This window comes from Micromonospora sp. CA-240977, from assembly GCF_050942285.1.
In the GTDB taxonomy this organism is placed as follows: Bacteria; Actinomycetota; Actinomycetes; order Mycobacteriales; family Micromonosporaceae; genus Micromonospora.
Genome location: NZ_CP192055.1, coordinates 256,204 through 279,512, shown reverse-complemented (window position 1 = coordinate 279,512; position 23,309 = coordinate 256,204). Strand labels below are relative to the sequence as shown.

The 23,309-nt window shown below is 70.2% G+C and carries 22 protein-coding genes and 1 tRNA gene; 13 read left to right on the top strand and 10 right to left on the bottom strand.

Translation table 11 applies throughout. The annotated features are described in order from the left end of the window. Positions 1–3: 3 nt before the first annotated feature. Both ACQPWW_RS01400 and ACQPWW_RS01395 read left to right on the top strand, forming a co-directional pair. On the top strand, positions 4–753 hold the full coding sequence (locus tag ACQPWW_RS01400) for a ZIP family metal transporter (RefSeq protein ID WP_433128330.1): 750 nt from the start codon (positions 4–6) through the stop codon (positions 751–753). A gap of 86 nt (positions 754–839) precedes the next feature. After that, positions 840–2,039, top strand: a complete 1,200-nt coding sequence (locus ACQPWW_RS01395) for a hypothetical protein (protein WP_433134061.1) — start codon at positions 840–842, stop codon at positions 2,037–2,039. A 3-nt stretch (positions 2,040–2,042) separates the two neighbouring features. Here the strand turns inward: ACQPWW_RS01395 and ACQPWW_RS01390 are convergent, their stop codons facing one another. Continuing rightward, on the bottom strand, positions 2,043–3,125 hold the full coding sequence (locus ACQPWW_RS01390) for an NAD-dependent epimerase/dehydratase family protein (protein WP_433128328.1): 1,083 nt from the start codon (positions 3,123–3,125) through the stop codon (positions 2,043–2,045). Between the two features lie 154 nt (positions 3,126–3,279). Then, complete coding sequence (locus ACQPWW_RS01385) at positions 3,280–3,582, bottom strand: hypothetical protein (RefSeq protein ID WP_433128326.1); 303 nt, start codon at positions 3,580–3,582, stop codon at positions 3,280–3,282. A gap of 200 nt (positions 3,583–3,782) precedes the next feature. Here ACQPWW_RS01385 and ACQPWW_RS01380 point away from each other — a divergent pair. Continuing rightward, positions 3,783–3,857: transfer RNA gene (locus ACQPWW_RS01380), tRNA-Lys, on the top strand. Between the two features lie 321 nt (positions 3,858–4,178). Then, positions 4,179–4,472 carry a DUF3349 domain-containing protein gene (locus ACQPWW_RS01375; protein ID WP_433128324.1) on the top strand — a complete coding sequence of 98 codons (294 nt, stop codon included), beginning with the start codon at positions 4,179–4,181 and terminating at the stop codon, positions 4,470–4,472. 67 nt (positions 4,473–4,539) lie between these two features. Here the strand turns inward: ACQPWW_RS01375 and ACQPWW_RS01370 are convergent, their stop codons facing one another. Together ACQPWW_RS01370 and ACQPWW_RS01365 are read right to left on the bottom strand one after the other, a co-directional pair. Then, positions 4,540–5,817 carry an acyltransferase family protein gene (locus ACQPWW_RS01370; RefSeq protein WP_433128322.1) on the bottom strand — a complete coding sequence of 426 codons (1,278 nt, stop codon included), beginning with the start codon at positions 5,815–5,817 and terminating at the stop codon, positions 4,540–4,542. Between the two features lie 252 nt (positions 5,818–6,069). Beyond that, positions 6,070–6,213, bottom strand: a complete 144-nt coding sequence (locus tag ACQPWW_RS01365; RefSeq protein ID WP_433128320.1) for a hypothetical protein — start codon at positions 6,211–6,213, stop codon at positions 6,070–6,072. A gap of 253 nt (positions 6,214–6,466) precedes the next feature. Between ACQPWW_RS01365 and ACQPWW_RS01360 the strand changes: the two genes are divergently transcribed. The 5 genes from ACQPWW_RS01360 to ACQPWW_RS01340 all read left to right on the top strand — a co-directional run bounded on the left by ACQPWW_RS01360 (position 6,467) and on the right by ACQPWW_RS01340 (position 11,412). After that, positions 6,467–7,507: an NBR1-Ig-like domain-containing protein gene (locus ACQPWW_RS01360; RefSeq protein WP_433128318.1), complete on the top strand. Its 1,041-nt coding sequence runs from the start codon at positions 6,467–6,469 to the stop codon at positions 7,505–7,507. 237 nt (positions 7,508–7,744) lie between these two features. Beyond that, positions 7,745–8,608, top strand: coding sequence for a peptidoglycan-binding domain-containing protein (locus tag ACQPWW_RS01355; protein ID WP_433128316.1), 864 nt, complete (start codon positions 7,745–7,747; stop codon positions 8,606–8,608). Positions 8,609–8,660: 52 nt separating this feature from the next. Further along, a complete protein-coding gene (locus ACQPWW_RS01350; RefSeq protein ID WP_433128314.1) occupies positions 8,661–9,545 on the top strand; it encodes a peptidase inhibitor family I36 protein in 885 nt (294 codons plus the stop codon). 6 nt (positions 9,546–9,551) lie between these two features. Beyond that, positions 9,552–10,478: a peptidase inhibitor family I36 protein gene (locus tag ACQPWW_RS01345; RefSeq protein WP_433128312.1), complete on the top strand. Its 927-nt coding sequence runs from the start codon at positions 9,552–9,554 to the stop codon at positions 10,476–10,478. A gap of 163 nt (positions 10,479–10,641) precedes the next feature. Beyond that, positions 10,642–11,412: an IclR family transcriptional regulator gene (locus ACQPWW_RS01340; RefSeq protein ID WP_433128310.1), complete on the top strand. Its 771-nt coding sequence runs from the start codon at positions 10,642–10,644 to the stop codon at positions 11,410–11,412. A 159-nt stretch (positions 11,413–11,571) separates the two neighbouring features. Here ACQPWW_RS01340 and ACQPWW_RS01335 read toward each other — a convergent pair whose 3' ends face one another. Beyond that, entirely contained in the window at positions 11,572–11,877 is a 306-nt protein-coding gene (locus ACQPWW_RS01335) for a hypothetical protein (RefSeq protein ID WP_433128308.1), read from the bottom strand. Here ACQPWW_RS01335 and ACQPWW_RS01330 point away from each other — a divergent pair. Together ACQPWW_RS01330 and ACQPWW_RS01325 are read left to right on the top strand one after the other, a co-directional pair. Further along, positions 11,876–13,306, top strand: coding sequence for an extracellular solute-binding protein (locus tag ACQPWW_RS01330; RefSeq protein ID WP_433128306.1), 1,431 nt, complete (start codon positions 11,876–11,878; stop codon positions 13,304–13,306). The genes ACQPWW_RS01335 and ACQPWW_RS01330 overlap by 2 nt on opposite strands. A 68-nt stretch (positions 13,307–13,374) precedes the next feature. Beyond that, a complete protein-coding gene (locus tag ACQPWW_RS01325) occupies positions 13,375–15,339 on the top strand; it encodes an ABC transporter permease subunit (RefSeq protein ID WP_433128304.1) in 1,965 nt (654 codons plus the stop codon). Positions 15,340–15,502: 163 nt separating this feature from the next. Here the strand turns inward: ACQPWW_RS01325 and ACQPWW_RS01320 are convergent, their stop codons facing one another. Then, positions 15,503–16,450, bottom strand: a complete 948-nt coding sequence (locus ACQPWW_RS01320; protein WP_433128302.1) for a GNAT family N-acetyltransferase — start codon at positions 16,448–16,450, stop codon at positions 15,503–15,505. Next, positions 16,447–17,058, bottom strand: a complete 612-nt coding sequence (locus ACQPWW_RS01315) for a dihydrofolate reductase family protein (protein WP_433128300.1) — start codon at positions 17,056–17,058, stop codon at positions 16,447–16,449. Before ACQPWW_RS01315 ends, ACQPWW_RS01320 begins: the two co-directional genes overlap by 4 nt. 139 nt (positions 17,059–17,197) lie before the next feature. Here ACQPWW_RS01315 and ACQPWW_RS01310 point away from each other — a divergent pair, with 139 nt between their 5' ends. Next, entirely contained in the window at positions 17,198–18,118 is a 921-nt protein-coding gene (locus tag ACQPWW_RS01310) for a LysR substrate-binding domain-containing protein (protein ID WP_433128298.1), read from the top strand. A gap of 44 nt (positions 18,119–18,162) precedes the next feature. Here the strand turns inward: ACQPWW_RS01310 and ACQPWW_RS01305 are convergent, their stop codons facing one another. Continuing rightward, entirely contained in the window at positions 18,163–19,050 is an 888-nt protein-coding gene (locus tag ACQPWW_RS01305; protein WP_433128296.1) for a GNAT family N-acetyltransferase, read from the bottom strand. Positions 19,051–19,060: 10 nt separating this feature from the next. Continuing rightward, the gene (locus ACQPWW_RS01300; protein ID WP_433128294.1) at positions 19,061–20,224 is read right to left on the bottom strand and encodes a low temperature requirement protein A; all 1,164 of its coding nucleotides are present in this window, start codon (positions 20,222–20,224) and stop codon (positions 19,061–19,063) included. A 190-nt stretch (positions 20,225–20,414) separates the two neighbouring features. Between ACQPWW_RS01300 and ACQPWW_RS01295 the strand changes: the two genes are divergently transcribed. Beyond that, positions 20,415–20,879, top strand: a complete 465-nt coding sequence (locus ACQPWW_RS01295; protein ID WP_433128292.1) for a hypothetical protein — start codon at positions 20,415–20,417, stop codon at positions 20,877–20,879. 15 nt (positions 20,880–20,894) lie between these two features. On the opposite strand, the gene ACQPWW_RS01290 is transcribed toward ACQPWW_RS01295, so the two are convergent. Beyond that, positions 20,895–23,294, bottom strand: coding sequence for a glycoside hydrolase family 65 protein (locus tag ACQPWW_RS01290; protein ID WP_433128290.1), 2,400 nt, complete (start codon positions 23,292–23,294; stop codon positions 20,895–20,897). Between the last annotated feature and the right edge of the window lie 15 nt (positions 23,295–23,309).

Here is a 23,309-nt window from a genome sequence, read left to right as displayed (position 1 = left end):
GGAATGCCGGAGTGGTTACAGGCGGGTGGGTGGGGGCTGCTGGCCGGATCGGCCCTGCTGGTCGGGGCGGCGGTCGGTTGGTTTGCCCGGGTCCCGCAGCGCGTCATCGCGTCGATCATGGCGTTCGGGGCGGGGGTGCTGCTCTCCGCCGTGTCGTTCGAGCTGATCGCCGAGGCGCACGACCAAGGCGGGCTGCTGCCCACCGCGGTCGGCGCGGGCGGTGGCGCGGTGGCCTACACCCTGGCCAATCTGGCCCTCGCCCGGCACGGCGCGCGGCACCGGAAGCGCTCCGGCGACAAGCAGCCCTCCGAGGGTGAGCAGCCCGGCTCGGGGTCGGCGATCGCGGTGGGCGCGCTGCTGGACGGCATACCGGAATCCGTGGTGATCGGCGCGAGCCTGCTCAGCGGCGGCGCGGTCAGCCTGGTCACGGTGGTGGCGGTTTTCCTCAGCAACGTTCCGGAGGGGCTGTCCAGCGCGGCCGGCATGCGCCAGGCCGGCCGATCCCGGCGGTACGTCTTCCTGCTCTGGATCGGGATCGCGCTGATCAGCGGGGTGGCCGCGCTGCTCGGCAACACGGTGCTGGGTGGCGCGCCGCCGGAGGTGCTGGCCGGCATCACGGCGCTTGCCGCCGGGGCGATCCTCGCCATGATCACCGACACCATGGTCCCGGAGGCGTTCGAGAACGCCCACCTGCTTGTCGGCCTCATCACGGTCGCCGGGTTCCTGACCGCCTTCGCCCTCTCCCACGCCTGACCGCCCGCCCCGCCTTAACCACTGATTAATCCCGCACTGTGGATTCGTCGCGACGCCGGTACGACTCCTAGCATCACGGGGTGCGCATGACGTCGCTTGCCGCTCTGCTCGTCCTCGGTGTCGCCACGGCGACCCTGCCCGCCTGCGCGTCCAACGAGCCGGCCCCCGCCTTCCAACCCGGCTCGTCGGCCTCGCCGGTGGCCCCGCCGACGGGCGCCCCGACCAACGCGCCGCAGGCCCGCGACGGCCTCGGCGGCCCGGGGGCCAGCGCGAGCCCCAAGCCCGCCGCGAAGGTGCTCGCGGCCGGCAACCCGAACGGCCACGCCACCGTTCCGGCCGAGGCACGGGCGGTGGACACCTCGAAGCCGACCCGGACCATCGGCACCGGCACCCCGGCGAGCTGCACCTCCGCCGCGGTCGTGAAGGCCGTCGCGGCCGGCGGCGTCATCACGTTCAACTGTGGACCCGCACCGGTGACGATCAAGATGACCGCCACCGCGAAGGTCCGCAACGCCAACGGGCCGAAGGTCGTGCTGGACGGCGGCGGCACTGTCACACTGAGCGGCCAGGGGCAGCGCCGCATCCTCTACCTGAACACCTGCGACGAGGCCCAGGGCTTCACCACCTCGCACTGCCAGAACCAGGACCACCCGCAGCTCACCGTGCAGAACCTCACCTTCGCCGACGGCAACTCCACGGGCGAGAAGGCCGAGGGTGGCGGCGGCGGGGCGATCTTCGTCCGCGGCGGGCGGTTCAAGGTGGTCAACTCGCGCTTCGTCCGCAACCGCTGCGACCGCACCGGCCCCGACCTGGGCGGCGCGGCCATCCGGGTGCTGAGCCAGTTCGAGAACAAGCCGGTGTACGTGGTGGGCAGCACCTTCGGCGGCGCGTCCGGCCAGGGCGGCTCCTGCTCCAACGGGGGCGCGTTCAGCAGCATCGGCGTCTCCTGGGTGGTGCTGAACAGCGTGCTCAGCCACAACGAGGCGATCGGCAGCGGCGCCAACCCGGCCAAGTCCGGCACACCCGGCGGCGGCAGCGGCGGCGCGATCTACTGCGACGGCAACGAGTTCACCGTACGGATCGCCGGCACGATCATCGAGAACAACAAGGCCAACGAGGGCGGCGGGGCGGTCTTCTTCGTGAGCAACAACCGCACCGGCACCATGAAGATCGAAAGCTCGACGCTGCGCCGCAACCCCAGCGGCAAGTTCGAGACCCGAGGCTTCCCCGGCATCTTCTTCCTGGGCGCCCAGAACCCCACGGTGACCGGCTCCAAACTGAGCTAGCACTCAGTAGGGGTTTCCCTGGCCCGGCGGGCGAGCCTGGAGGAGGGCGGCGGGACGGCCCGGCAGGTCGCGCGCGCCGGACAGCGGAGGGCTCCCGGTGTGGCCGCCGTCGGCCATTCCGGCGAAGAGCTCCTTGAGCGCGGTGAGCGCACTGATCCCGGGCCGCCAACCCAGCTCGGTCTCCGCCCGCGCGCTGGACATCAGCGGAGCGTTCAGGCCCAGCTCCACCCAGCCCGCGTCGACCGGCTGCAACCGCGCCCGCCAGGTCAGGGCCGCCGCCACCCGCAGCACCGGCGCGGCGACCGGCACCGTCCAACCGTGGAAGTGCCGGGCCACCAGCTCCGGGGTGAGCACCGGGTCCGCGGCGACGTTGAACGCGCCGCGCACATCACCCAAGACCGCCCGGGTGTACGCATCGGCCACGTCGTCGGCGTGCACCGCCTGCATCCGCAACCGGCGGTTCGTCGGCACCAGCGGAATCCGGCCGAAGCGCAGCAGCCGCACCGGCGCCAGCGGGCCGAGGAAGTAGCGGGTGATCTCCGCACCGGCGGCCCGCTGGAAGACCAGCCCGGGTCGCATCCGCACCACCCGCAGCGTCGGGTGATCACGCTCGACCACGTCCAGCAGCGCCTCCACCTCCGCCTTGTGCTCGCTGTACGACGAGCCGGGCACCCCCGTGGCCGGCCACCGCTCACTGATCGGGTGGTCCTTCGGGCCAGGGGCGTAGGCGCCGACCGACGAGGCGTACACCACGGCCGGCACACCGGCCCGGAGCACCGCGTCGAACACCGCCCGACTGCCCTCGACGTTGGTCCGTCGCAGCACCCGCTGATCGTGGCTGGGCTGGATCTGCCAGGCCAGGTGCACCACCGCGTCCGCACCCGCGAACACCTCGACGAGCCGCCCCGCCGCGCCCGGCGCCCCGATGTCGCAGGAGTGCCACTGCACCTGGTCGTAGGGTTCACCGGCATCCGGGCCGGGCAACCGCCGGACCACCCCGGTCAACTCCACGTCCCGCTCCTGGCGCAGCCGCCGCAGCACCGCCGTACCGACATTGCCGCTTGCCCCCACCACCACGATCCGCATGCTCGACCCCGTACCCGCCCAGCAGCAGCTCAACCACCCACGCCACCCCCGCGGCCGGCCCCGCGCGCGACCCCGCGGCTTGATCCACTCGACTTCCTAGAAGTCGCGGTCTCGCGGCGGGCGGGACAGCCCGACTTCCGGCAACCCGAGTCGATCAAGGGCGCGGGGACTCTCGGACCCACCCGCGCCGGCCCTCTCCCCGTCGACCGGTGGTGGCGGCCAGGCAACGCGGGCAGATCCAGCCAACCGTGTCGGCCTCGGTGAGCACGTCGGTGCCGGAGTAGTCGAAACTGACGTGCGGGAAGCGCCGCAACCGGGTGCGGCTCAGCGCCAGGCCGCAGAACGTCTGGTTCTGACCGGGCAGCCAGGCGTGCACCTCCCCACCCGGCTGGCGTACGCCGTCCGACCCGATCTCCTCCCCGGACGCGGCCACCGACGGGGCACGGCTCGATCTCATGCCATTCCTGTTCCCCAGCCACCCAGGCCCATGCACCGCTGCGCGATCTGGCTTGATCCACTCCACGTCCCCGACCGGAAGATCCAATCGGACACCGCCGGCTGGTGATGATCAGGTGCGACGAGCCGCGGACCGCAGGCATTGACGGGCAGCGGAAGCCCCGAGCCGCCGCCGCTCACCGTCGGGTAACCTGAGCGCGCGGGCCGCTAGCTCAATGGCAGAGCTGTGGACTTTTAATCCATAGGTTCAGGGTTCGAGTCCCTGGCGGCCCACCACTCCGTAGGTCGACGACCCCGTCGCGGGGTCGTTCAGCCCGTGATCTTGGCTCGTGCGGCAGCGAAGTGCGGCAGCATGGCGGCCACCAAGCGGGTCGCTCTCGTGCCGGCGAAGGCACCAACCACAGTCACGCCGTCACCTGCGTCACCACCTACCAGCCCTTACCTTCGCCTCGCGGCCAGGCCGCGAGCGCCGCTATGACAGCACACAGCATCAGGCAACTGAACCCGGCGCAGAGAAACATGCCGAGGCCGAACAGGGTCCCCTCCATTCGCGCCATGGTAAGCGCCCGGTCAGCAGTCTCTGTGATGCTGCTTCCCATGCTGGACCCTCCCCTGAGGCGCGAACTGGAAGTCCTGCGCAGGGCGTACCCCGAGGGGTTGGCTGACGAGGACTACCTCCCGCTCCTCGTCGTCCTCTGGCCCGACTTCTCCGATCGGAACCTCGCGGCCCTCGTTGCCGAGCTGATCGGCGGCCAGCCGGCGATCGTCAGCAATGACGCGGCGGCGGCTGTCGCGGGACGGCGGCGACCGCCACCGCAGGACGTCGACAGGGTGCGCGAACTGCTGGCTTCGGTCGGCTACGAAGCCGAGCACGAGGGCCCGGGAACGTAGCGGCGCGACCGAGGTCGGCATCCGGCCAGGTCAGCCCGAGCATCCGCACCGGAAGCCCCGGGCCGGGTCATTTGACGTCGAAACTCCCGCTGCTCCGATAGACGCCAGGCTCGAATTCCTGACTCACCACCCCGTGACCGGTCAGGACGACTTCGGTGGGCTGCTCGGATGCCACAGCCAACTCCTTCGGCTCCTGCGGTTCCCGCGCCGTGGGCGGTGCGGGCGGCTCCTGCGCCACGGGCGGAGCAGGCGGCGCGGGCGGCACGCGGCGCGGATAGAGATTGCGCAGGAATCTCTCCACCGGGTGTTCGACCCAGCGGTAGCAGGCCCAGGCCAGGGCGATGCCCATCACCGCCCAGACCAGGAGGACCTTGAGGTTCGCCCAACTCGCGGAGCTGGGCGTCACCGACCCCATCAGCCAGTGGATGACCGACAGGTGGACCAGGTAGAAGGCGTAGGACCAGGCGCCGAGGGCGACGAGTGGTTTGCTCCGGAAGATCGAGGGCCGCCCGGAGATGTCGCGGATCGCTGCCGCGAGCACCACCAGTACGCAGGCGGGCACCAGACCCTGCTGCGACCAGTGCGCGCCCCACCAGCCCTGCTGGGCGCCCCACCACAGCAGCAGCACCGATGCGGGCACCGTCGACAGGGCGAGCCACAGGTTGAGTTTCGGCCGCCAGCCGCGGAGAAGCGCGGCGGCGGCGATCATCCCCAGCAGGAATTCGATGAATCGGATCGGTGGGAAGCGGAGGTACCAGGAGAGCTGGATCCAGTACTGCTTCGGGTCGATCAGGTCCTGGACGTAGAACCAGTAGGCCCACTCGATGAACAGGCCGACCGCCGCGATGATCGCGAGCGCCGGCAGCCGTAGCCGCAGCAGTGGCCGGATGACGAACGGGAAGAGCAGGTAGAAGAAGGCCTCGCAGGAGACCGACCAGGCCACCGGGTTGGCGACGAGGAAGTCCGCCGGGCGGAACCACGACTCGGTAAGCGTCAGGCTCAGCAGGGTGCGCTTCCAGGAGTCGTGCCAGACCTGGTCGAAGCTGACCCAGGCGATGATGGTGCTGACCACGAGCGCGGGCCAGACCCGGGCGAACCGACGCCAGTAGAACGTCCCGGTGCCCACTGCGGGGGAGAACGACCAGGTCAGCACGAAGCCCGAGAGAACGTAGAAGAACGTGACCCCGGCGTCACCGAAGCGGAAGAAGTCGCCGAGTTTGATGCCGTAGACCGTGGGCAGCTTGATGATCTGGTTCGCGTGGAACAGGAACACGGCGAACGCGGCGAACCAGCGCAGCCCGGTAAGTGACTCGACCCGAGGCATGCGTTCTTTGGCAGAATTCATCGTGATCTGGCACCTTTTGGGGGCATCGGCCTGACCGAGGGTCGGCTGGCGCTCCAGGCATAATGCCAGGCTTCCATCTGCCGTGGCAGCGGGGCGGGCCGCGACCAGGCTCCGCAGGGGGCCGGTCGAAGCACGCATCGTCGGCGTCCCGCGACCGACCGGCCGCCGGCACGCGGATCCCGGCCGTGACGTGACATGCGGTCGGCCGGTCGGTCGCGGGGGCGGACCCAACAGAGGGACCGGGCTCGCCGGTCAGCAGCGCTCCGCGGTCTCCTTCTGCGCCACGTCGGAGATTCCACCCAGGGCCCGGGTGCACACCGACAGCGTGTTGGCGCCCGAGGACCAGACGTCCGGGCCGCTTGAGCACTGCAGGTCGCGCAGCGTGCTCCCGGTCACGATCGAGGTGCAGACCTGGTACGAACGTGGCTAGCCCGGTCCGGCGACCACCAGCACGGCGGGCATCGCCAGCCCGGCGGCCGCGAGGATCCGCACACCACGTCGGGAAAGGCTCTTCATCGGTGACCTCCTTTGATGCACCGGGACCGTACGCCCGGTGTTCATCCATCACGGTGATCGCCGACGAGGCCCGTTCGGTACCCTCTTACACGCCCTGACAACGGCTGACGACGATGTCTGACATGGGGGACGGATGGAAGACCAGCGTGCTGCCGCCGAGTCGATCCAGGACCGCGTGGCCGCGGAGGAATTCGCCGAACAGTTGCGGACGCTGCGCAACGCCGTGGGCAACCCGTCCTTCCGGAAGATGGCTGGGCGGTCGGGCCGGATCTCGCACACCACACTGCACGAGGCTGCCGCTGGGACGAGGTTCCCCTCCTGGGAGACCACGCGCGAGTTCGTCCGGGCCTGCGAGGCTGACGAGGCCCAGTGGCGGCGCGCCTGGGAGGACGCCCAGCGTCAGGTGACGGTCCGCGCCGTTCCGGCCGGCGAACCGGCGCCGGTCGGCAGCGATTTCCCGACCGACGTCGAGGTCCGGAACAGCGTGGGCACCGACCTGGCCGGCGGCACGACCGCCGCCCCGTCTGACGCCATGGACACTCCGTCAGCCGGTGGGCCCGTCATGTCCGGCGTTGTCGCGCCGTCGGACCACGTGCCGGGGGGCCAGCGCGCGCTGCGCGGCGTCGAGAACCCGCAGACGGCGGAGGACAAGGCCACCGGAACGCGACGGCACCGGTCACCGTGGCTCGCGGCCGCCGCGGTGATGGTGGTGGTGTCGGTCGCCGCCGTGGGCGTCATCGTCCGCGACCGGCAGTCCTCGGGTGGCGCCGGCGCGGCCACCGCGTCGCCGACGGCGACACCGTTCTCGGACGCGTTGATCGCCGGGGACTCGAGCAAGTTCGTCGCCGACGCCACCATCCCCGACGGTACGCAGGTGCCGGTGAACGCCACCTTCGTGAAGGTGTGGACGCTTGCGAACGTGGGGAAGGTCGACTGGCACAACCGCTTCCTGGCGCGGACGAACCCGACCGCCGACGCGGACGGTTGCCGGATGCCGGACCGGGTGCCGATCGGCGACACGCCGCCCGGCGAGAAGGTCAACATCAGTGTTCAGGTCACCGCGCCGAACCGCCCCGGGAAGTGCTGGGTCAGCTGGAAGATGGTCGACGAGTACGGGAAGGAGTTCTTTCCCAGCCGCCGGCCGGTGTATTTCATGGTCAACGTCACCGCCTGAGCGCGTCCGGCCGCAGTCGCGGGCCGGCCCGCCGCGCCGCCACCGAGGCTGCCGGCGGATGTCAGGGCGCGGGCCCGATGTCAGTCCCGGGCGGCGCTCAAGCTGACAACACCGCATCCGTCGAGGTCGGTGCGGGCCTGACGAATCTGACAGGCCAGCGGGGTACCGAACAGGTGGCCCCTTCTCGCAGTGTGATGTCCGTTCCCAACGTGACTCACCCTTCGAGGAGGACCGTCTATGCGCCGTCCCTGGATAGCCGTCGGGCTGGCCGCGCTCTGCGGTGCCGTCGGCGTCCCGGCCCATGCCTCTGGCGCGACATCCGGCGTCAGGGCGCAACCGAGCGTCACCACGGCGGCGCAGCCCGTCGTGAACATGGAGGCGACCGTCCTGGCCGCCCAGATCGACCCCCGCCGCGCCGACAACACACTGACCACCGGCGCGAAGAGCTCCGTGCTCGCCGTGGAGCAGGCACTCCAGGCACGGGGCCTGCTGGACGCGCAGTGGGTCGACGGCTACTACGGCACAGTGACCATCTCGGCGTACTCGGCCTACCAGCGGTCGCTCGGCTACACGGGCCTGGCCGCGAACGGGCTGCCCGGCACGACGTCGCTGACGAAGCTCGGGCAGAACCGGTACACCGTCGCCAACACCATCGGCCCGGGCCCGAAGGTTCCGCGGGACGGGTACGTCGTCAACGCCCGTACGCAGGCGATGTTGGCGGAGGCCCAGCGGCTGCTCGGGCAGACAGTGGTGCTGGAGCAGGGCTCGTACAACCCCGGGGGTGACCCGACCTCGGCCGGTACGCACGACGGCGGGGGTGTGGTGGACATCGCGGTGACCGGCATGACCGCGGCCAGGCGCACCGCCGTGGCCCGGGCGTTGCGGCAGGTCGGCTTCGCCGCCTGGGTCCGTGATCCGAGTCAGGGTGACTGGCCGTGGCACATCCATGCCGCGGCGATCAGCGACACCGACCTGTCGAGCCAGGCGCAACACCAGGTCGGTGACTACCACCTCGGCATGAACGGCCTGGCCAACCGTGGCCCGGACGACGGGCCACAGGTCCCGATCAGGACCTGGGAGCAGTACCAACGCGGGCAGTGACCGGTGTCCGCCCCGATCCACAACCATCGCTCACCGTCCAGGAAAGGACACCATGAACCTTCGTAAGAGTTTCGCCGTCGTCGGCACCGCGCTCGCCATGTCCACCGCCATCCTGACCGTCGCCTCGCCAGCGCAGGCGGCGGCCCGGGACGGGATCTGCGACAGCGGGGAGTTCTGCTACTACTACAACAGCGACAACGCGGGATCGATCTCGGACTTCACCGGTTCGCTCGACGACTACGGCACCGAGCAGCCGTCGTGCTACGACTTCAAGGGCGCTGGCGCCGGCAAGGGCCTGTGCATCAAGAACGAGGCCGCCTCGGTCTGGAACCGCAGCACCAAGACCGTGCGGGTCTACTACAACAGCGGCTACGCCGGTTCCTACCAGGACTTCGCGGCCGGCGCCAAGGGCAACCTCAACGCCACGCTGAAGAACAACAACGCCTCGCACCAGTTCTCCCCGTCGACGCGCACGAACATGTCGTACGCGCTGTACCAGGCCAGCGGCGGCGCGGTCACGTGCGGCTTCGACGGTTACACCACCACGCCCGGCCGGCACGAGGGCATCGACATCGCCCGCAGCGTCGGCTCGGATGTGCACGCCCTGGTCTCCGGAACGGTCATCTACGTCGCGCAGGGCAGCACCGGCAGCGGCGGCCTGTCCACGATCTCCGTCTACAACTCCTCGCTCAACAAGTCGGTGATCTACCTGCACACCGCGCCGAGGTCCGGCGTGAGCGTGGGCGACGCCATCAGCAAGGGCGAGATCATCGCCGATGAGTCGTGGCACGGGGTGTCCTCCAGCTCGGGCGCGCACACCCACGTCGAGGTCCGGGCCGGTCGGCAGACCCACGCGTCCGTCAGCGTCGGTGACCCCACCCTGGACAACGCCGACCCGACCGCGTTCTGGAACTCCCAGGGCTACAACGAGAGGTAGGACGCCGTGAATTTTCGCAAGGGCCTCGCCGCCGTCGGCGCCGCTCTGGCCATGTCCGCCGCAATCCTGAGCGTCGCCTCGCCGGCAGCGGCGGCCGCACGGGACGGGGTCTGCGACAGCGGTGAGTTCTGCTACTACTACAACAGCAACCAGGCCGGCTCGGTCTCCGACTTCACCGACTCCCAGGACGACTACGGCACGACCCAGCCGTCCTGCTACGAGTTCAAGGGCGCAGGCAGCGGCCAGGGCCTGTGCGTGAAGAACAACGCCGCGTCGGTGTGGAACCGCACCTCCAAGACCGTGCGGGTCTACTTCAACAGCAACTTCGCCGGTGCGACGCAGGACTTCGCGGCCGGCGTGAAGGGCAATCTCAACGCCACGCTGAAGAACAACAACGCATCGCACGAGCTGCTGACCGGCGGTCCGACGGGGTGCAGCACCGACGGCACCAACAGCAAGCTGCCCAGCACCATCCTGGTCTACCGGGTGAGTCTCGGGCGGGTCGACCGGGTGGACTTCAAGACGTACGTCAAGAACGTCCTTCCGAACGAGTGGGTGACGAGTTGGCCGGCCGCCTCGCTGGATGCCGGTGCCATGGCCGTCAAGAGCTACGGCTGGTACTGGGCGCTGCACTCGACCCGGAAGACGCCCTCCGGGCAGTGCTACGACGTCGCCGACAACACCAACGACCAGGTCTACCGGCCGTCGTCGGCGGTGGCATCGACGTCGGCCGCGGTGGACCGCACCTGGTCGACCCGGATGACCCGGAGCGGCAACATCCTGCGGGCGCACTACTGCGCGACCACGACCGCGTGCGGTGGCTGGGTGGACGGGAACTGGATGTCGCAGTACGGCTCGCGTGACCTCGCGAACGCGGGCAAGAGCTACCAGACAATTCTGCATTACTACTACAGCGACGTGACCCTCTCCTGATGTGCTGAGAGCACGCGCCGATCGTGCCGCCCGCCGCGAGTCCGTGGCGGGCGGCACGCTCGTCTCCGCAGCCCGTGCCGGGGCTGACGCAGTTATCCTCTTCAGGTGCCGGCCCGTGTGGAGATCGTTGACGCGGCCCCGGCACTGCGAAGGGACTATCGACATGCCTCGTGTGGTACCGGCGGTCAACCGCGCACTCGACGTCCTCGAACTGTTCCTGGATTGCCCTGAGCTGTCGGCCCGGCAGGTGATGGAACGACTCGACCTGCCTCGCACCACCGTCCACGAGTTGCTCGTGACGCTGGAGACCCGCGCGTACCTGATCTCGGTGCCGGGCCAGCCGGTGCGGTACCGGCTCGGCATGCCGCTGTTCCAACTCGGCGCGGCGTTCGCCGGCCGGCTCGACCTGGTCCGGGAGGCGCAGTGCGTCGCGCGGGACGTGGCCGCGGCGTGTGACGAGGCGGTGCACGTGGCGGTGCTCGACGGCGCCGATGTCATCTATCTCGTCAAGTTCGACAGCACGCACCCGGTGCGGATGGTCTCGGCGGTCGGGCGGCGGCTGCCGGCGCACTGCACGGCGGTCGGCAAGATCCTGCTGTCGGACCTCGATCAGGCGGACCTGGACGCCGTCCTGCCGAAGGGCGACCTGCCGGGCATGACGCCGGACAGCATCACCGACGCGGACCGGCTGCGCGCGCACCTCGAACGTGTCCGGGCGGAGAGCGTCGCTGTCGACATCGGCGAGTCGGACACCGCCATGCGCTGCGTCGCGGCGGCGGTCCGGGATCATTCCGGCGCGACCATCGCCGGGATGAGCCTGTCCGCGCCGATCATCCGCTGGACCCCGGAGGCGCACGTGAAGTGGACCGGGCTGGTTCGTGAGGGCGCCGCCGCGCTGTCGGCCCGCATGGGCTACCGGGCCCAGCCCCGATAGCCGACCTCCCGTTTTCGGCTCGAAACAGCATCGAAACATTGACATTTCTCTTGATGCTGCCCTAGCGTCGCGACCACTCGATACGGAATCTCGAACTCAGTTCGAAATCTCGAACGGTGGTGGTCCCGTGGCCCGACCGAAGTGGAACGTCAGCCCCGCTCACCCGGCCCGGTCGCCGATCGCCGCAACCCTTTCGCGCCCTCCGGAGAGCGGCACGCGGAGTCTCTCGCGCGACCCGCTCGGACGCCAGGGCACAGCGACGGCGTTCGGCGGCGCGAGCGAGCCCGTCGCCACCGTGGCAACCCCACGAACTTCGGCAACGAGTACGCGAACCCACTGATCGATGCGGGCGACGCGTCCATCGTCGCCGTCATGAACACACACCTGGATCACGAGCATCGCGGTGTTCGTCATGCACGCCTTCGGCGTGCAGTGGTGCGGGGACTCATAGGAGGCGAATGTCATGGAGAACAAGTTGGCGTGGTCGCGGCGCGGCTTTCTGGGGATGGGAGTGGGGGCGCTCGGCGCGGCCGGTCTGGCCGCGTGTGGGGGCGACTCCGACTCGCCCCCGAAGGCGCAGGCGGAGGTTCCGCAGGAGCTGATCGACGCCGCGGCGGCGATGAAGGGCTCCTCGATGGGGATGCTGTCGCAGAAGCTGTACTCGACGGCGGCGAACGAAGCCCTCGACAGCTCGATCAAGAAGTTCGCCGACACCACCGGCACGAAGATCGAGAACAGTCTGGTCCAGGCCGACGCCGGTGACGTGGTGGCCAAGATCGACGCCGAGGTCAAGGGCGGGGTGGCGCGTGACCTGGCGTTCATGACCGACTCCCGGTTCGTCGCACAGTTCCAGGCGCTTGGTGACCTGGAGGACGTGACGGACGTCGTCACGGCGCTGACGGCCAAGTACGGCGAACCGTGCGCCGAGGCCAAGAACTTCTGCGTCTTCGACGGCAGGTGGTTCGCCATCCCGTACCACTTCATCGGGATCGGCTCGTTCCTGCGCAAGGACTGGATGCAGGACAAGGGCATCACCCCCAAGGACATCTACAGCTGGGAGGAGCTGCGGGATCTCTGCCTGGAGATCTCCGATCCGGCCAAGCGCCGGTTCGGCTGGGGCATGACGGTGAATCGCTCCGGTGACGGCAACGGGATGATCGAGGCACTGATCAACGCCTACGGCGGATCGATCGCCGCCAACGACGGCCGGAAGGTCACGTTCGACACCCCCGAGACGGTGCAGGCGGTGACCTTCCTGGGCGACATCTACACCAACCCCAAGTACAAGCCGATGCTGCCGCCGGGGATCGCGAGCTGGACCGACACCAGCAACAACGAGAACTGGCTCGCCGGGATCCTCGGCTACACCCGCAACCAGTTCAGCGTCTACGCGGACTCCCGGACCAAGAAGAACCCGGTGCACGCGAACACCCACGTGTTCTCCGACTGCATCGGACCGGCGACGAACAATCCCCTGCTGCTCGGCCAGTCGCAGGGCTTCGTCGTCTTCAAGGGCGCCAAGAACCCCGCGCTCGCCAAGCTCCTGGCGCAGTACCTGGTCAGCGCGCCCGCGCTGCTCGGGGTGGCGAAGGAGGCGCCCGGCCTGGTGATGCCCGCCTGGGAGAAGGTCTGGGACGCCGACCCGTTCTTCACCAGCGGCGACCCGGCGTTCCCCATGCTGCGCAAGATCACTGAACTGAAGCTGCCGCTGAACACGAAGAACGGCCTGGCCTTCCCGCAGAAGGCCAGCGCGGGCCAGCAGGCGGTGGGTTCGGCCTACGTCCTCACCGACATGATGCAGCAGGTCGTGCAGGGCACGGCGCCGGCGCAGGCCGTGACCGCCGCCCACGCGAAGATGGTGCAGATCTTCAACCAGCAGGGGCTGCCGCAGTGAGGTCGACCCGTCCTGCGCGGGTCCCGGCGGCGCGGAGATCCCCGCCGTCGGGACCCGGCTCCCTCACCGTGACCCAGCGGCGGCTGGGTCGGGACTGGCGGCTGGCGACACTGTTCCTGGCACCGATGGCCCTGCTGGTCGGCGGCCTCGTCCTGGTACCGATCGCCCGCTCGATCCTCACCAGCACCACCGAACGGCACGGGCAGGACACCGTGTTCGTCGGCCTGGACAACTACCTCGCGCTCGTCGGCGACGAGCAGTTCCACACGGGCGTGGTGAACTCGTTCGTCTTCACCGCGTACGCCGAGGTCTTCAAGGTTGTGCTGGGGTTGTCCGCGGCCCTGCTGCTGCACCATCGGCGTCGCGGGCGGGCCGTGCTGACCGGACTGCTGCTCGTGCCGTGGGTGGTGCCCACAGTGGTGACGGCGTTCAGTTGGCGCGCGCTGCTCGACCCGATCTTCGGCAGCGTCAACATGCTGCTCACCGCCTCGGGAATCGGACCGCTGCTGGCCAGCGCGCACCTGGTCGACAGCTGGCCCGCGGGCTGGCTGTCCGATCCGTCACTGGCCATGCCGTCGGTGATCCTGGTCAACGTCTGGAAGGGGGTGCCGTTCTTCACTGTGTGTTTCCTCGCGGGGTTGAAGGCCATCCCGGCCGACCTGTACGAGGCGGCGACAATCGACGGCGCCTCGTCGTTGCAACGGTTCGTCAACGTGACGCTCCCCGGACTGCGCCACGTGATCACCGTGACGGTGACCCTGTCGTCGATCTGGACGTTCAACAACTTCGACCTCGTCTGGCTGTTGACGCAGGGTGGCCCGGGTGACGTGACAGCGCCGTACGTGCTCATCGCGTACTCGAAGGCGATTCTGCAGTTGCAGTACGGCGCCGGCGCGGCGGTCACGCTCGTCATGCTGCCGGTCATCGGCGGGCTGGTGTTCGTCCTGGTCCGGTTGTTACGCCAGGACACCACCATCAGACTGCCCCGGCGACGCCAGGCAGCGTGGCGGATCGGGGCGCGACGGTGGGCCGGGACGGCGCGCAGGGCGCTGCCGTGGGTAGTCGCCGCGGTGGTCACCGGTCTGCTCTTCTGGGCATCGCCGGAGATCTTCTGGAAGGCGGCGGTGGTCCTCGGGGTGATCCTGCTCATCGCGGCGGCGGTCGGTCGGGTGGTCTCGACCCTCCAGTCCCGGGGCGGTCGCCGGGCGTCGTCGGCGGTGTCGGGCCTCGGGTCCGGTGTCGCGCTGGCCGGACTGCTCTTCTTCGTGCTGGGCCCCTTGTACTGGATCGCCGTCACGGCCTTCAAGTCCGAGGGCCAGGTGGTCATGCGCACCGACGACCTGTGGCCGACGCCGTGGACCCTGGAGCAGTTCGGCGCCCTCTTCGACAACCAGCCGTTCGGCCGCTGGTATCTCAACACCCTGCTGGTGTCCGCGGCGTCCACCGCCGTGGCGTTGGTCTGCGCCGCCCTGGCGGGCTACGCGTTGGCCCGGCTGCGGTTCCGCGGGGCGCAGGGCTTCACCGTCACGGTGCTGCTCACCTACGTGATGCCGGGCGCTCTGCTGTTCATCCCGCTGTACCAGATGCTCATCGGCGCGCGGCTCACCGACTCGTTGTGGTCCCTGGTGGTGACGTACCCGACCTTCACGCTTCCGTTCGCCACCTGGCTGCTTGTCGGGTACTTCTCGTCGATCCCCGTCGAGCTGGAGGAGGCCGCGCTCGTCGACGGCTGCACCCGCATCCAGGCGTTCGGCCGGGTGGTGCTGCCCCTCGCCAAGCCAGGGCTGCTGGCTGTCGCACTCTTCACCCTGACCAACGCCTGGAACGAGTTCCTGTTCGCTTTCGTGTTCATCACGAAGGACGAGTACAAGACGCTCCCGGTGGGGATGCAGTCGATGATCGCCGGAGATGTGGTGCCGCAGGGACAACTCGCCGCTGCGTCGCTGCTCGTCAGCATCCCGGTGGTCGTCATGTACGCCCTCGGGCAGCGCTTCCTGACCGAAGGGCTCACGGCTGGCGCGGTGAAGGGCTGATCGAGCGAAGCGAGACGGGCCGCTGGTGCCGACCGGGCACCAGCGGCCCGACAACGCGACGTCCAGGACGGCTCCCGCGGCCATCGGCTCAGCGAGTGGCGTCGACGTCGCGCGGCGTTATTCCGCCGAGCGGGGACCGGTTGCCGGGCAGCATCGCCACCGGTCACTGCCAGGCCATGTTGATGGCCCGCTCGAAGTTGACATAGCCGGCGCGGGCGAACGCGGCTGCCATTGGCACGTTGCCCAGGTCGGTGGCGGCGCGAATGCGGGGGACGTGCGCGGCGGCCAGGAGTCGGGTGCCTTCGGCGAGGAGGCCGTCGACGTACCCGTGACCCCGGTGTTCGGGGACGACGCCGAGGTAGGCGATCACCGGGTGGTAGGCGTTGCGGGCCGGAATGACGAACCCGACCGGCTCACCGTTCTCGCCCAACGTGCCGATCCGCCACCATTCCCGCGGACTGGAGTACGTGGCGAGTTCCTGCTCGTAGTGCTTGACGGCGGCCTCGTGCGGCGACATCCGCGTCAGATCGGCCCGGCTGTGCGCGTCCAGGGTGCCGTCCAGGGCGCGGGTCATCAGCGCGACCAACTCGTCGGTGTCGAGGGCCGGACGGAAGGCCAGGCGCTGGTCGGGCGCGGGCAGACCGCTGTCCGGACGCCACTTCAGGCGTAGTCGTTCCACGGTCAGGCGGGCGCCGGTGCTCTCCAGGACGCTCATCCTCGCGCGCACCGCCCGGTACGTGTCCGGGTCCTCGCGCCAGTCCGCCGGGATGAAGCGGCCGTACTCCGGCGGGGTGACGCCCGCTGGCAGGACCTGCTTCGCGGCCGTCTCATACAGCGCCCGCGCCACCTCGGTCAGGTCTTCGGCGCCGTCGTCGACGTCGAGGATGTCCAGCAGCAGCGGGCTGCTGTCGCCGCTGCGGCCCCACCAGGCGACCCTGGCGAGCAGGCGATCCCCGTGCAGTGCCACCCACATCCACTCCGGTCGGCGACGTCGCGAGGCGAGGTCGTCGGCGAGTTCGTGGTTGATGGTGTACGGCAGGCGGTTGAACAGCGCCATCTCGTCCGGCCCGGTGACGGGACGGATCGTGACGGTGTCGAGGGTTGTGCTCACGCCGACTCGTTTCCGGTCTGATCGTGGGTGTAGGTGAGGAAGAGCGCGCCACTGTCCAGGACGGTGTGGTCGGTCAGGCGCCAGGTACGCGGCGCGAAGACGGCGTCGCGGCCGAAGAGCGGGATGCCGGCGCCGATGGTCAACGGGGCCAGCTTGACGATGAGCTTGTCGATCTCGGAGTAGAGGGCACCGGCCAGGGCGCCGCCGCCGATCACCCAGACGTCCTTGCCGTCGTGCCGCTTGAGCTCTCGTACCGTGGCGACGGGGTCGGTGGCCATGACCTCGACGGCCGGGTCCGGGCTGGCACCCAGCGTGCGGGAGAACACCAGGTGGCGCAGGTGCGGGTACGCGTCGGTCACGCCGGCCCGCAGACCCACCTCGTAGGAGTGGCGACCCTCCAGGACGGTGTCGAACCGGCTGCCCTCGTCGGTGATGCCGAACGCCTGCCGAGCCGGGCCGGGCAGGGTCTCCGGATACTCGGCGACGAGGTGGTGCAGGTAGTCGTCCGGGAGGGGCCAGAATCCGTCCGGGCCGGTGGGATCGGCGCCGTCGGGACCGGCGATGAAGCCGTCCAGGGTGGCGGCGATGTAGTACACGAGCTTGCGCAACGGCATCTCCTTGGCTGCGGTGCCGGATGCTGTTCCTCGCTCCGACGCAGATCAGCGTGCGCGTCGACAGCCCCCGTCCACAAGATCACACCTGGTAACGTGCCATAACCTCTCGCTAATTCACGGAACGAGATAAGCGGTGGAGCTTCGGGACATCGAAATCTTCCTCACCCTGGCGAAGGAGCTGCATTTCACCCGCACCGCCGAGCGACTGCACGTGACCCAGGCGCGGGTCAGCCAGGCGATCAAGAAGCAGGAACGGCGGATCGGCGCCCCCCTGTTCGAGCGGAACAACAGGCGAGTGGCACTGACACCGATCGGTAAACGGCTCTTCGACGACATCCAGCCCATGTACCGGGGGCTGTGCGAGGGGATGGATCGGGCCAGGCTCGCCGCCCGCGGCAAGACCGGTGTGCTGCGGGTCGGGTCGATCGCCGTCAACCTGCACGATTTCCGCGAATTGTTCGACGCGTTCGCGCGGGGCCACCCCGAGTGCGAGGTGCAACTCCGGCATGTCGACTTCGGTGACCCCTTCGGTCAGCTGCGCGCCGGCGACATCGACGTGCAGATCGTGTGGTTGCCCGTCAAGGAGCCGGACCTCACCGTCGGCCCGGTCATCTACACCGAACCCATCGTGCTCGCCGTCGGGGCGACCCACCGGCTGGCCGGCCGCGCGTCGGTCTCCTACGAGGACCTGGCGGACGAGACGGTCATGGGCGGGGCCCGGCCGGACTACTGGCGGGAGATCCTGGTGCCCGTCCGCACACCCAGCGGACGGCTGATCCCGATCGGCCCGTCGGTCTCCAACTTTCAGGAGATGATCCCGATCCTCGTCACGGACGAAGCCGTCTCACCGGTCCACGCCCAGGCCGCCCGCTACTACGCGCGGCCGGACATCGCCTACGTGCCCATCCACGACGCCCCGCCGGGCCGGTGGGGGCTGATCTGGCGCACCGGTGGCGAGACCGAACTCATCAGGTCGTTCGCCAGCGCCGCGCACACCGTCGCGATCCCGCCCGGCGGGCCGCCGGCGACCGAGCGGGCGACGCCGACGGGGTAGCGAGGACCGTGGTACGCCCGTCCGGCAGGGCCGTGCCACCCGCGTCACCGTCGCAGCTGCTTCTCGAACCAGTGGTGGGCGTAGTGCTCGGTGTTGTACGCCTCGACCTCCCGGTAACCCGCCGCGCGGTACATGGTGATCGCCTCGGTGAGGTTACGGTTGGTGTCCAGGCGAACGGCCGTCGCGCCATGCTCGGCGGCGTACCGTTCCAGCTCGCCCAGCAGCCGCCGCCCGACGCCGAGCCCGCGTACGGCGTCGGCCACCCAGACGCGTTTGAGCTCGGCGGGGCCGTCCGGGTGGAGTTTGACCGCGCCGCAGCCGATCGGTTCGCTGTTGAGGGTGGCGAGCAGGAGCACGCCGGCCGGCGGGACGAGAGCCTCGTCGGGGACCGGGTTGCTCAGTGCCGGGTCGAATCCGTCGTCGAATCGACTCGCGATCTCCCGGGCGTACGCGCGCAGGCAGGCACGGGCCCGCGGGTCGCCCGGCGGGCATGCCTCGATGACGACCATCGACCCGATGAGCAGCCGTTCGACCTCGGCCATGGCGGCGACGAGGCGTGCCCGACGCTGCTCGGTGAGGGGTTCGAGGATCGAGGCGGCGAGGTCGTCCGACCGTGTGTCGAGATCGGCCCACTGGATCCGGCCGGCGTCGGTGAGCGTGGCCGTGCGTACCCGGCCGTCACCTCCGGCCGGCCCCACTGTGACCAGGCCGTCGTTCTCCAGGGCACGCAGCAGTCGGCTGAGGTGGCCGGAGTCCAGGCCGAGCCGGACCCGTAGCGCGGCGACCTCGGCGCCGGCCGGGCCGATCTCCCAGAGCAGACGCGCCTGCCCGAGAGGTCGCCCCTGGGCCATGTACTCGTCGTCGAGCGCACCCACGCGTTGGGTGACCGTCCGGTTGAACCGCCGCACGGCGGCGATGAGCGCGGAGTCCATACGCCTGACTTTAGTCAGGATTCTTGGCGCGGTGGTAGGAGCGGATGCCGGCGTGGTCCAGGACGACCACCGCGAGCAGCACCCCACTGGCGACCGCGCTGACCGCCAGCAGGGGCAGCCGCAGCACCATCGCCGCACCGGACAACACGACCAGGGCGGCGACCCGGGGCCAGGAGAGTCGCCGGTGGATCGCCAACGAGAAGAGGATCCGACCGAGGAGGAACAGCAGCGGCCCTCCCAGGATGACGACGGCCGCGGTCAGGTCACTCGCCTTCGTGGGGTGGGCGATGCTCAGTTCGGCCCCGACCGCGGTGACCACCAACCCGGCGATCATCACGAGGTGCAGGTAACCGGTGACGACGCCGAGCCGGGACGGGTCGCCGCGCTCGATGGCCGGACCCAGGCGCTGACCGGCGGGCGTCACGTAGAGCAGACCGATCAGCACGGCGGCGGCGAAGACCAGCAGGAAGGCGGCGGTCTGCGGGAGGTCGAGGCGAGTGCCGGCGTACGAGAGGCCGGCGACCAGCACGAGTTCACCCAGCGCGATGATCATGATCTGCTGGTACCGCTCGGCGAAGTGCTCACCGGCGAGGTGCAGCTCCTGCCTGTTCGTCCGTCCGAGCCGTGGGGTGGGCCAGCCGAGTCGCGGGCCGGTGAAGTCGATCGCGAGGGCGATCAGCCAGAGCGGCACCCGCCACTCCGGCAGGAGCCCGCCGACCAGCCACGGCACGGCGGAGACGCTGAACCAGCAGAGGATCCGCACCGCCCTCCGCTGTCGGGGGTGACCGCGCAGCGCGAACGCGGTCACCCCGCCCCGGGCGACATGCACAGCGACGTACGCGCCGGCGAAGAGCAGACCCCGCCCGTCCAACGCCCGCGGAATCGCCACCCCGGCCAGCAGGCTGCCCAGCGCGGCACCGACAAGCAGCCACCGGACCCACTGGCTCTCCGGGTCGTACCAGTCGGCGAACCAGGTGGTGGTCACCCAGATCCACCACACCGCGCCCAACAGCAGGGCGGTACGCAGCGCGCCGACCACTGTCAGGTCGTGCAACAGATGCCGCGCGAGCTGACTGAGGGCGAGCACGAACGCCAGGTCGAAGAAGAGCTCCAGGAACGAGGCGCTCAGCGGTGTGTCATCGCCCCGCAGCAGCCGTCTGGGCCGGCTCGCCATCGGCGCTCCTCCCGGTGGCCCGCACGCTCTGCCTCCGTCGTACCACCCGAGGCCCGCCGCCGGAGGCGGAAGCGGGTCGACGGCGGACCGCGCGACGACGACCCGCCGACCCCTCGTGTCGTTGATCCGGCAGCGCCCAAGGTCGTCGCTGACCACGGTGGGGGCACCTACTCAACGAGGGGGGACGACGATGACCGCTCAGCGGGAGACCGTGCAGGTCGACCACGATCTGTTCCGCGCCGTGTACGACTCACCCGCGGCACTGCCCGGCCGACACCGCTGGACCACCCCGGAGGCGGACGTCCGGCGGCTGGAGAAGCTGCTCGGCATGCCGGCGCGCAGCATCGGCGCTCCGCTCTGGGTCAGCGGCGACGAACCCGACTGCCCGAAGTGCGGTCGACGGGTCACCTGGTACGACATCGTCTCGTCGGCGCTCTCCGGCCTGCACGACAAGGCCATGATCGCCACCGTCATCCTCGGTGAGCGCAAGTACGTCAACACCGAAATCCCGGCCGCCATCGCCGGTGTGCGCTGCGCCGACTGCCACACCGCGATCGACGGCCTGCGCAGCTTCAAATGCCACAACTGGGCGTACGCCTTCGAGGCGCTGGAGGCCGTCCGCGAGCGAATGGCCGGCCGTCCGGGACCGACCTGAGCCGCGCCGGTGCGGTCAGGCGGCCGAGCGGCGGGCGGGGCGGCGGCCCGGCGGGGAGGGCGGCTCCGGCCCGGGGTCGGGCACCGGCGGCATCGGCCGCGTGACCGGCTCGGCCCCGGTGATCCGCAGCGACTCACCGTGGTGCCACAGCTCGACCTCGGCGTCCGGGCCGGCCCCGGGCAGCTCGTAGCGGGCCTCGCTCGGAGTCAGCGTGACGCGCAGCCGGTGGCCGCGCCAGCGCAGGCTGAACGCCAGCCGGTCAATCCGCCGCGGCAGCCGGGGGTCGAAGGAGAGCACACCCCGGTCGTCGCGCAGCCCGCCGAAGCCCTGCGCCAGCGTCAGCCACGCACCGGCCAACGACGCCAGGTGCAGACCGTCGGCGGTCTTGTCCCCCAGGTCCGCCAGATCCTGCAGGACCGACTCGGCGAACAGGTCGTACGCCAGATCCAGGTGCCCGACCTCGGCGGCCAGCACCCCCTGCGGGGCCGCCGACAGCGACGAGTCGCGGACGGTGCGGGCCTCGTAGTAGGCCAGGTTGCGGGCCTTCTCGGCGGCGCTGAACTCGCCGGGGCAGAGCTGCATGGCGAGCACCAGATCGGCCTGCTTGACCACCTGTTTGCGATACAGCTCCAGGTAGGGGAAGTGCAGCAGCAGCGGATAGTCGTCGTCGCCCGTGTTCGCGAAATCCCACTCGGGCTGCTCGGTGAACCCGGCGGACTGCTGGTGCACACCGCGCTCGCTGTCGTACGGAACGACAATCGCATCGGCGGCGGCCCGCCAGCGCGCGATCTCGTCGCGGTCCACGCCGAGTCGGTCGGCCAGGTCGGGGTGGCGCTCGGCGGCGTCCGCCGCACCCCGCAGGTTGCGCCGGGCCATCAGGTTGGTGAAGACGTTGTCGTCGACGAGCGCGGCGTACTCGTCCGGACCGGTCACCCCGTGCAGGTGGAAGTCACAGCCGTCCGACCAGTGCCCGAAGCCGTGCCAGAGCCGGGCCGTCTCCACGAGCAACTCCAGCCCCGCCTCGGCGAGGAACCGCCTGTCGTCGGTGGCGGCCAGGTAGCGCAGCACCGCGTCGGCGATGTCGGCGTTGACGTGCAGCGCGGCGGTGCCGGCCGGCCAGTAGCCGGAGCATTCCCGGCCGCCGATGGTGCGCCACGGGAACGTCGCGCCGGTCAGCCGTAGCTCAGCGGCCCGCTCGCGGGCCTCGGGCAGGTGGGCGTGCCGCCAACTGAGCGCCGAACGGGCCACCGCCGGGGCCAGGTAGGTGAGCACTGGCAGGACGTAGGTCTCGGTGTCCCACAGGACGTGCCCGTCGTAGCCGTTGCCGGTCAGCCCCTTTGCGGCGATGGTCCGGCCGGAGTCCGGGCGGCCGGCCTGGATCAGGTGGAACATCGCGAACCGGACCGCCTGCTGAAGCTCCGGGTCACCGTCGAGCTGCACGTCGGCGACCTGCCAGGCCGCGTCCAGGGCGGCCCGCTGGTCGGTGAGCAGCGCGTCGAAGCCGTCCGCGCGGGCCGCGTCCGCCTCGGCGGCGACCAGGGCCGCCAACTCGTCGGCGGACGTGGCGTCGATCATCGCCCACTCGTACGCCGCGAACTTCGTCAGCCGCAGCCGCTCCCCGGGGCGGAGTCGGTCCGCCACTGTCAGTCGGATCCGGTCCGGGGTGCAGTCACCGGTGGTGGTGGCAGTGCCCGGCCCGTCCACCAGGTGACTGACCGCCACCGCGACCCGCTGACCGCTGCGTTCGGTGCGGTGCACAAGCACCCCGTCGAGTTCCGTCGCGCGGTACCCCTCGGCGGTCAGTGGGTCGTCGGGCACCGAGGCGGCCCGCGGATCGTCCGGGCGCTCCGGCACCGTCTCGTTGGCCAGCAGATCCGAGCAGACCCGCACCTCGACGGGGCCGTCCAGCGGCTCGACCTCGTACCGGACGGCGGCCACCGGGCGGCGCGGCAGGGACACCAACCGGGTGCTGCGGATCCGCACTCCCCGCCCGGCCGGCGAGATCCACTCGGTCTCCCGGCGCAGCACGCCGGCGCGCAGGTCGAGCACCTGTTCGTGGCCGCGCAGCGTCCCGGTGCGAACGTCCAGCGGCTCGTCGTCGACCCAGAGCCGGATCAGCGCGGCGTTCGGCGCGCTGATGACGGTGTCGCTGGCCTGCGGAAACGCGTACCCCTCCTCGGGATAGCTCAGCTCGCGCCGCTCGTGGAAGCCGTTGACGTAGCTGCCCGGCATCCCGCACGGCGCGCCCTCGTCGAGCACACCACGCCAGCCGACCCACCCGTTGCCCACCGCGAAGATCGACTCGGTCTCGCTGAGCCGGTCCAGGTCGGCCTTCGTACGCCGAATCCGCCAGGTATCGTCGTCCACCGTTCCGCTGGCGGGCGGCGGTTGGTCAGTGGCCGAACTGGTGTGCACAGAGCCTCCTGTGGA

Bases quoted from the DNA above. Each gene is read 5' to 3' on its own strand.
- ACQPWW_RS01400 (WP_433128330.1), top strand. From the start codon at position 4: ATGCCGGAGTGGTTACAGGCGGGTGGGTGGGGGCTGCTGGCCGGATCG.
- ACQPWW_RS01395 (WP_433134061.1), top strand. From the start codon at position 840: ATGACGTCGCTTGCCGCTCTGCTCGTCCTCGGTGTCGCCACGGCGACC.
- ACQPWW_RS01390 (WP_433128328.1), bottom strand. From the start codon at position 3,125: ATGCGGATCGTGGTGGTGGGGGCAAGCGGCAATGTCGGTACGGCGGTG.
- ACQPWW_RS01385 (WP_433128326.1), bottom strand. From the start codon at position 3,582: ATGAGATCGAGCCGTGCCCCGTCGGTGGCCGCGTCCGGGGAGGAGATC.
- ACQPWW_RS01375 (WP_433128324.1), top strand. From the start codon at position 4,179: ATGCTGGACCCTCCCCTGAGGCGCGAACTGGAAGTCCTGCGCAGGGCG.
- ACQPWW_RS01370 (WP_433128322.1), bottom strand. From the start codon at position 5,817: ATGAATTCTGCCAAAGAACGCATGCCTCGGGTCGAGTCACTTACCGGG.
- ACQPWW_RS01360 (WP_433128318.1), top strand. From the start codon at position 6,467: ATGGAAGACCAGCGTGCTGCCGCCGAGTCGATCCAGGACCGCGTGGCC.
- ACQPWW_RS01355 (WP_433128316.1), top strand. From the start codon at position 7,745: ATGCGCCGTCCCTGGATAGCCGTCGGGCTGGCCGCGCTCTGCGGTGCC.
- ACQPWW_RS01350 (WP_433128314.1), top strand. From the start codon at position 8,661: ATGAACCTTCGTAAGAGTTTCGCCGTCGTCGGCACCGCGCTCGCCATG.
- ACQPWW_RS01340 (WP_433128310.1), top strand. From the start codon at position 10,642: ATGCCTCGTGTGGTACCGGCGGTCAACCGCGCACTCGACGTCCTCGAA.
- ACQPWW_RS01330 (WP_433128306.1), top strand. From the start codon at position 11,876: ATGGAGAACAAGTTGGCGTGGTCGCGGCGCGGCTTTCTGGGGATGGGA.
- ACQPWW_RS01335 (WP_433128308.1), bottom strand. From the start codon at position 11,877: ATGACATTCGCCTCCTATGAGTCCCCGCACCACTGCACGCCGAAGGCG.
- ACQPWW_RS01305 (WP_433128296.1), bottom strand. From the start codon at position 19,050: ATGGACTCCGCGCTCATCGCCGCCGTGCGGCGGTTCAACCGGACGGTC.
- ACQPWW_RS01300 (WP_433128294.1), bottom strand. From the start codon at position 20,224: ATGGCGAGCCGGCCCAGACGGCTGCTGCGGGGCGATGACACACCGCTG.
- ACQPWW_RS01295 (WP_433128292.1), top strand. From the start codon at position 20,415: ATGACCGCTCAGCGGGAGACCGTGCAGGTCGACCACGATCTGTTCCGC.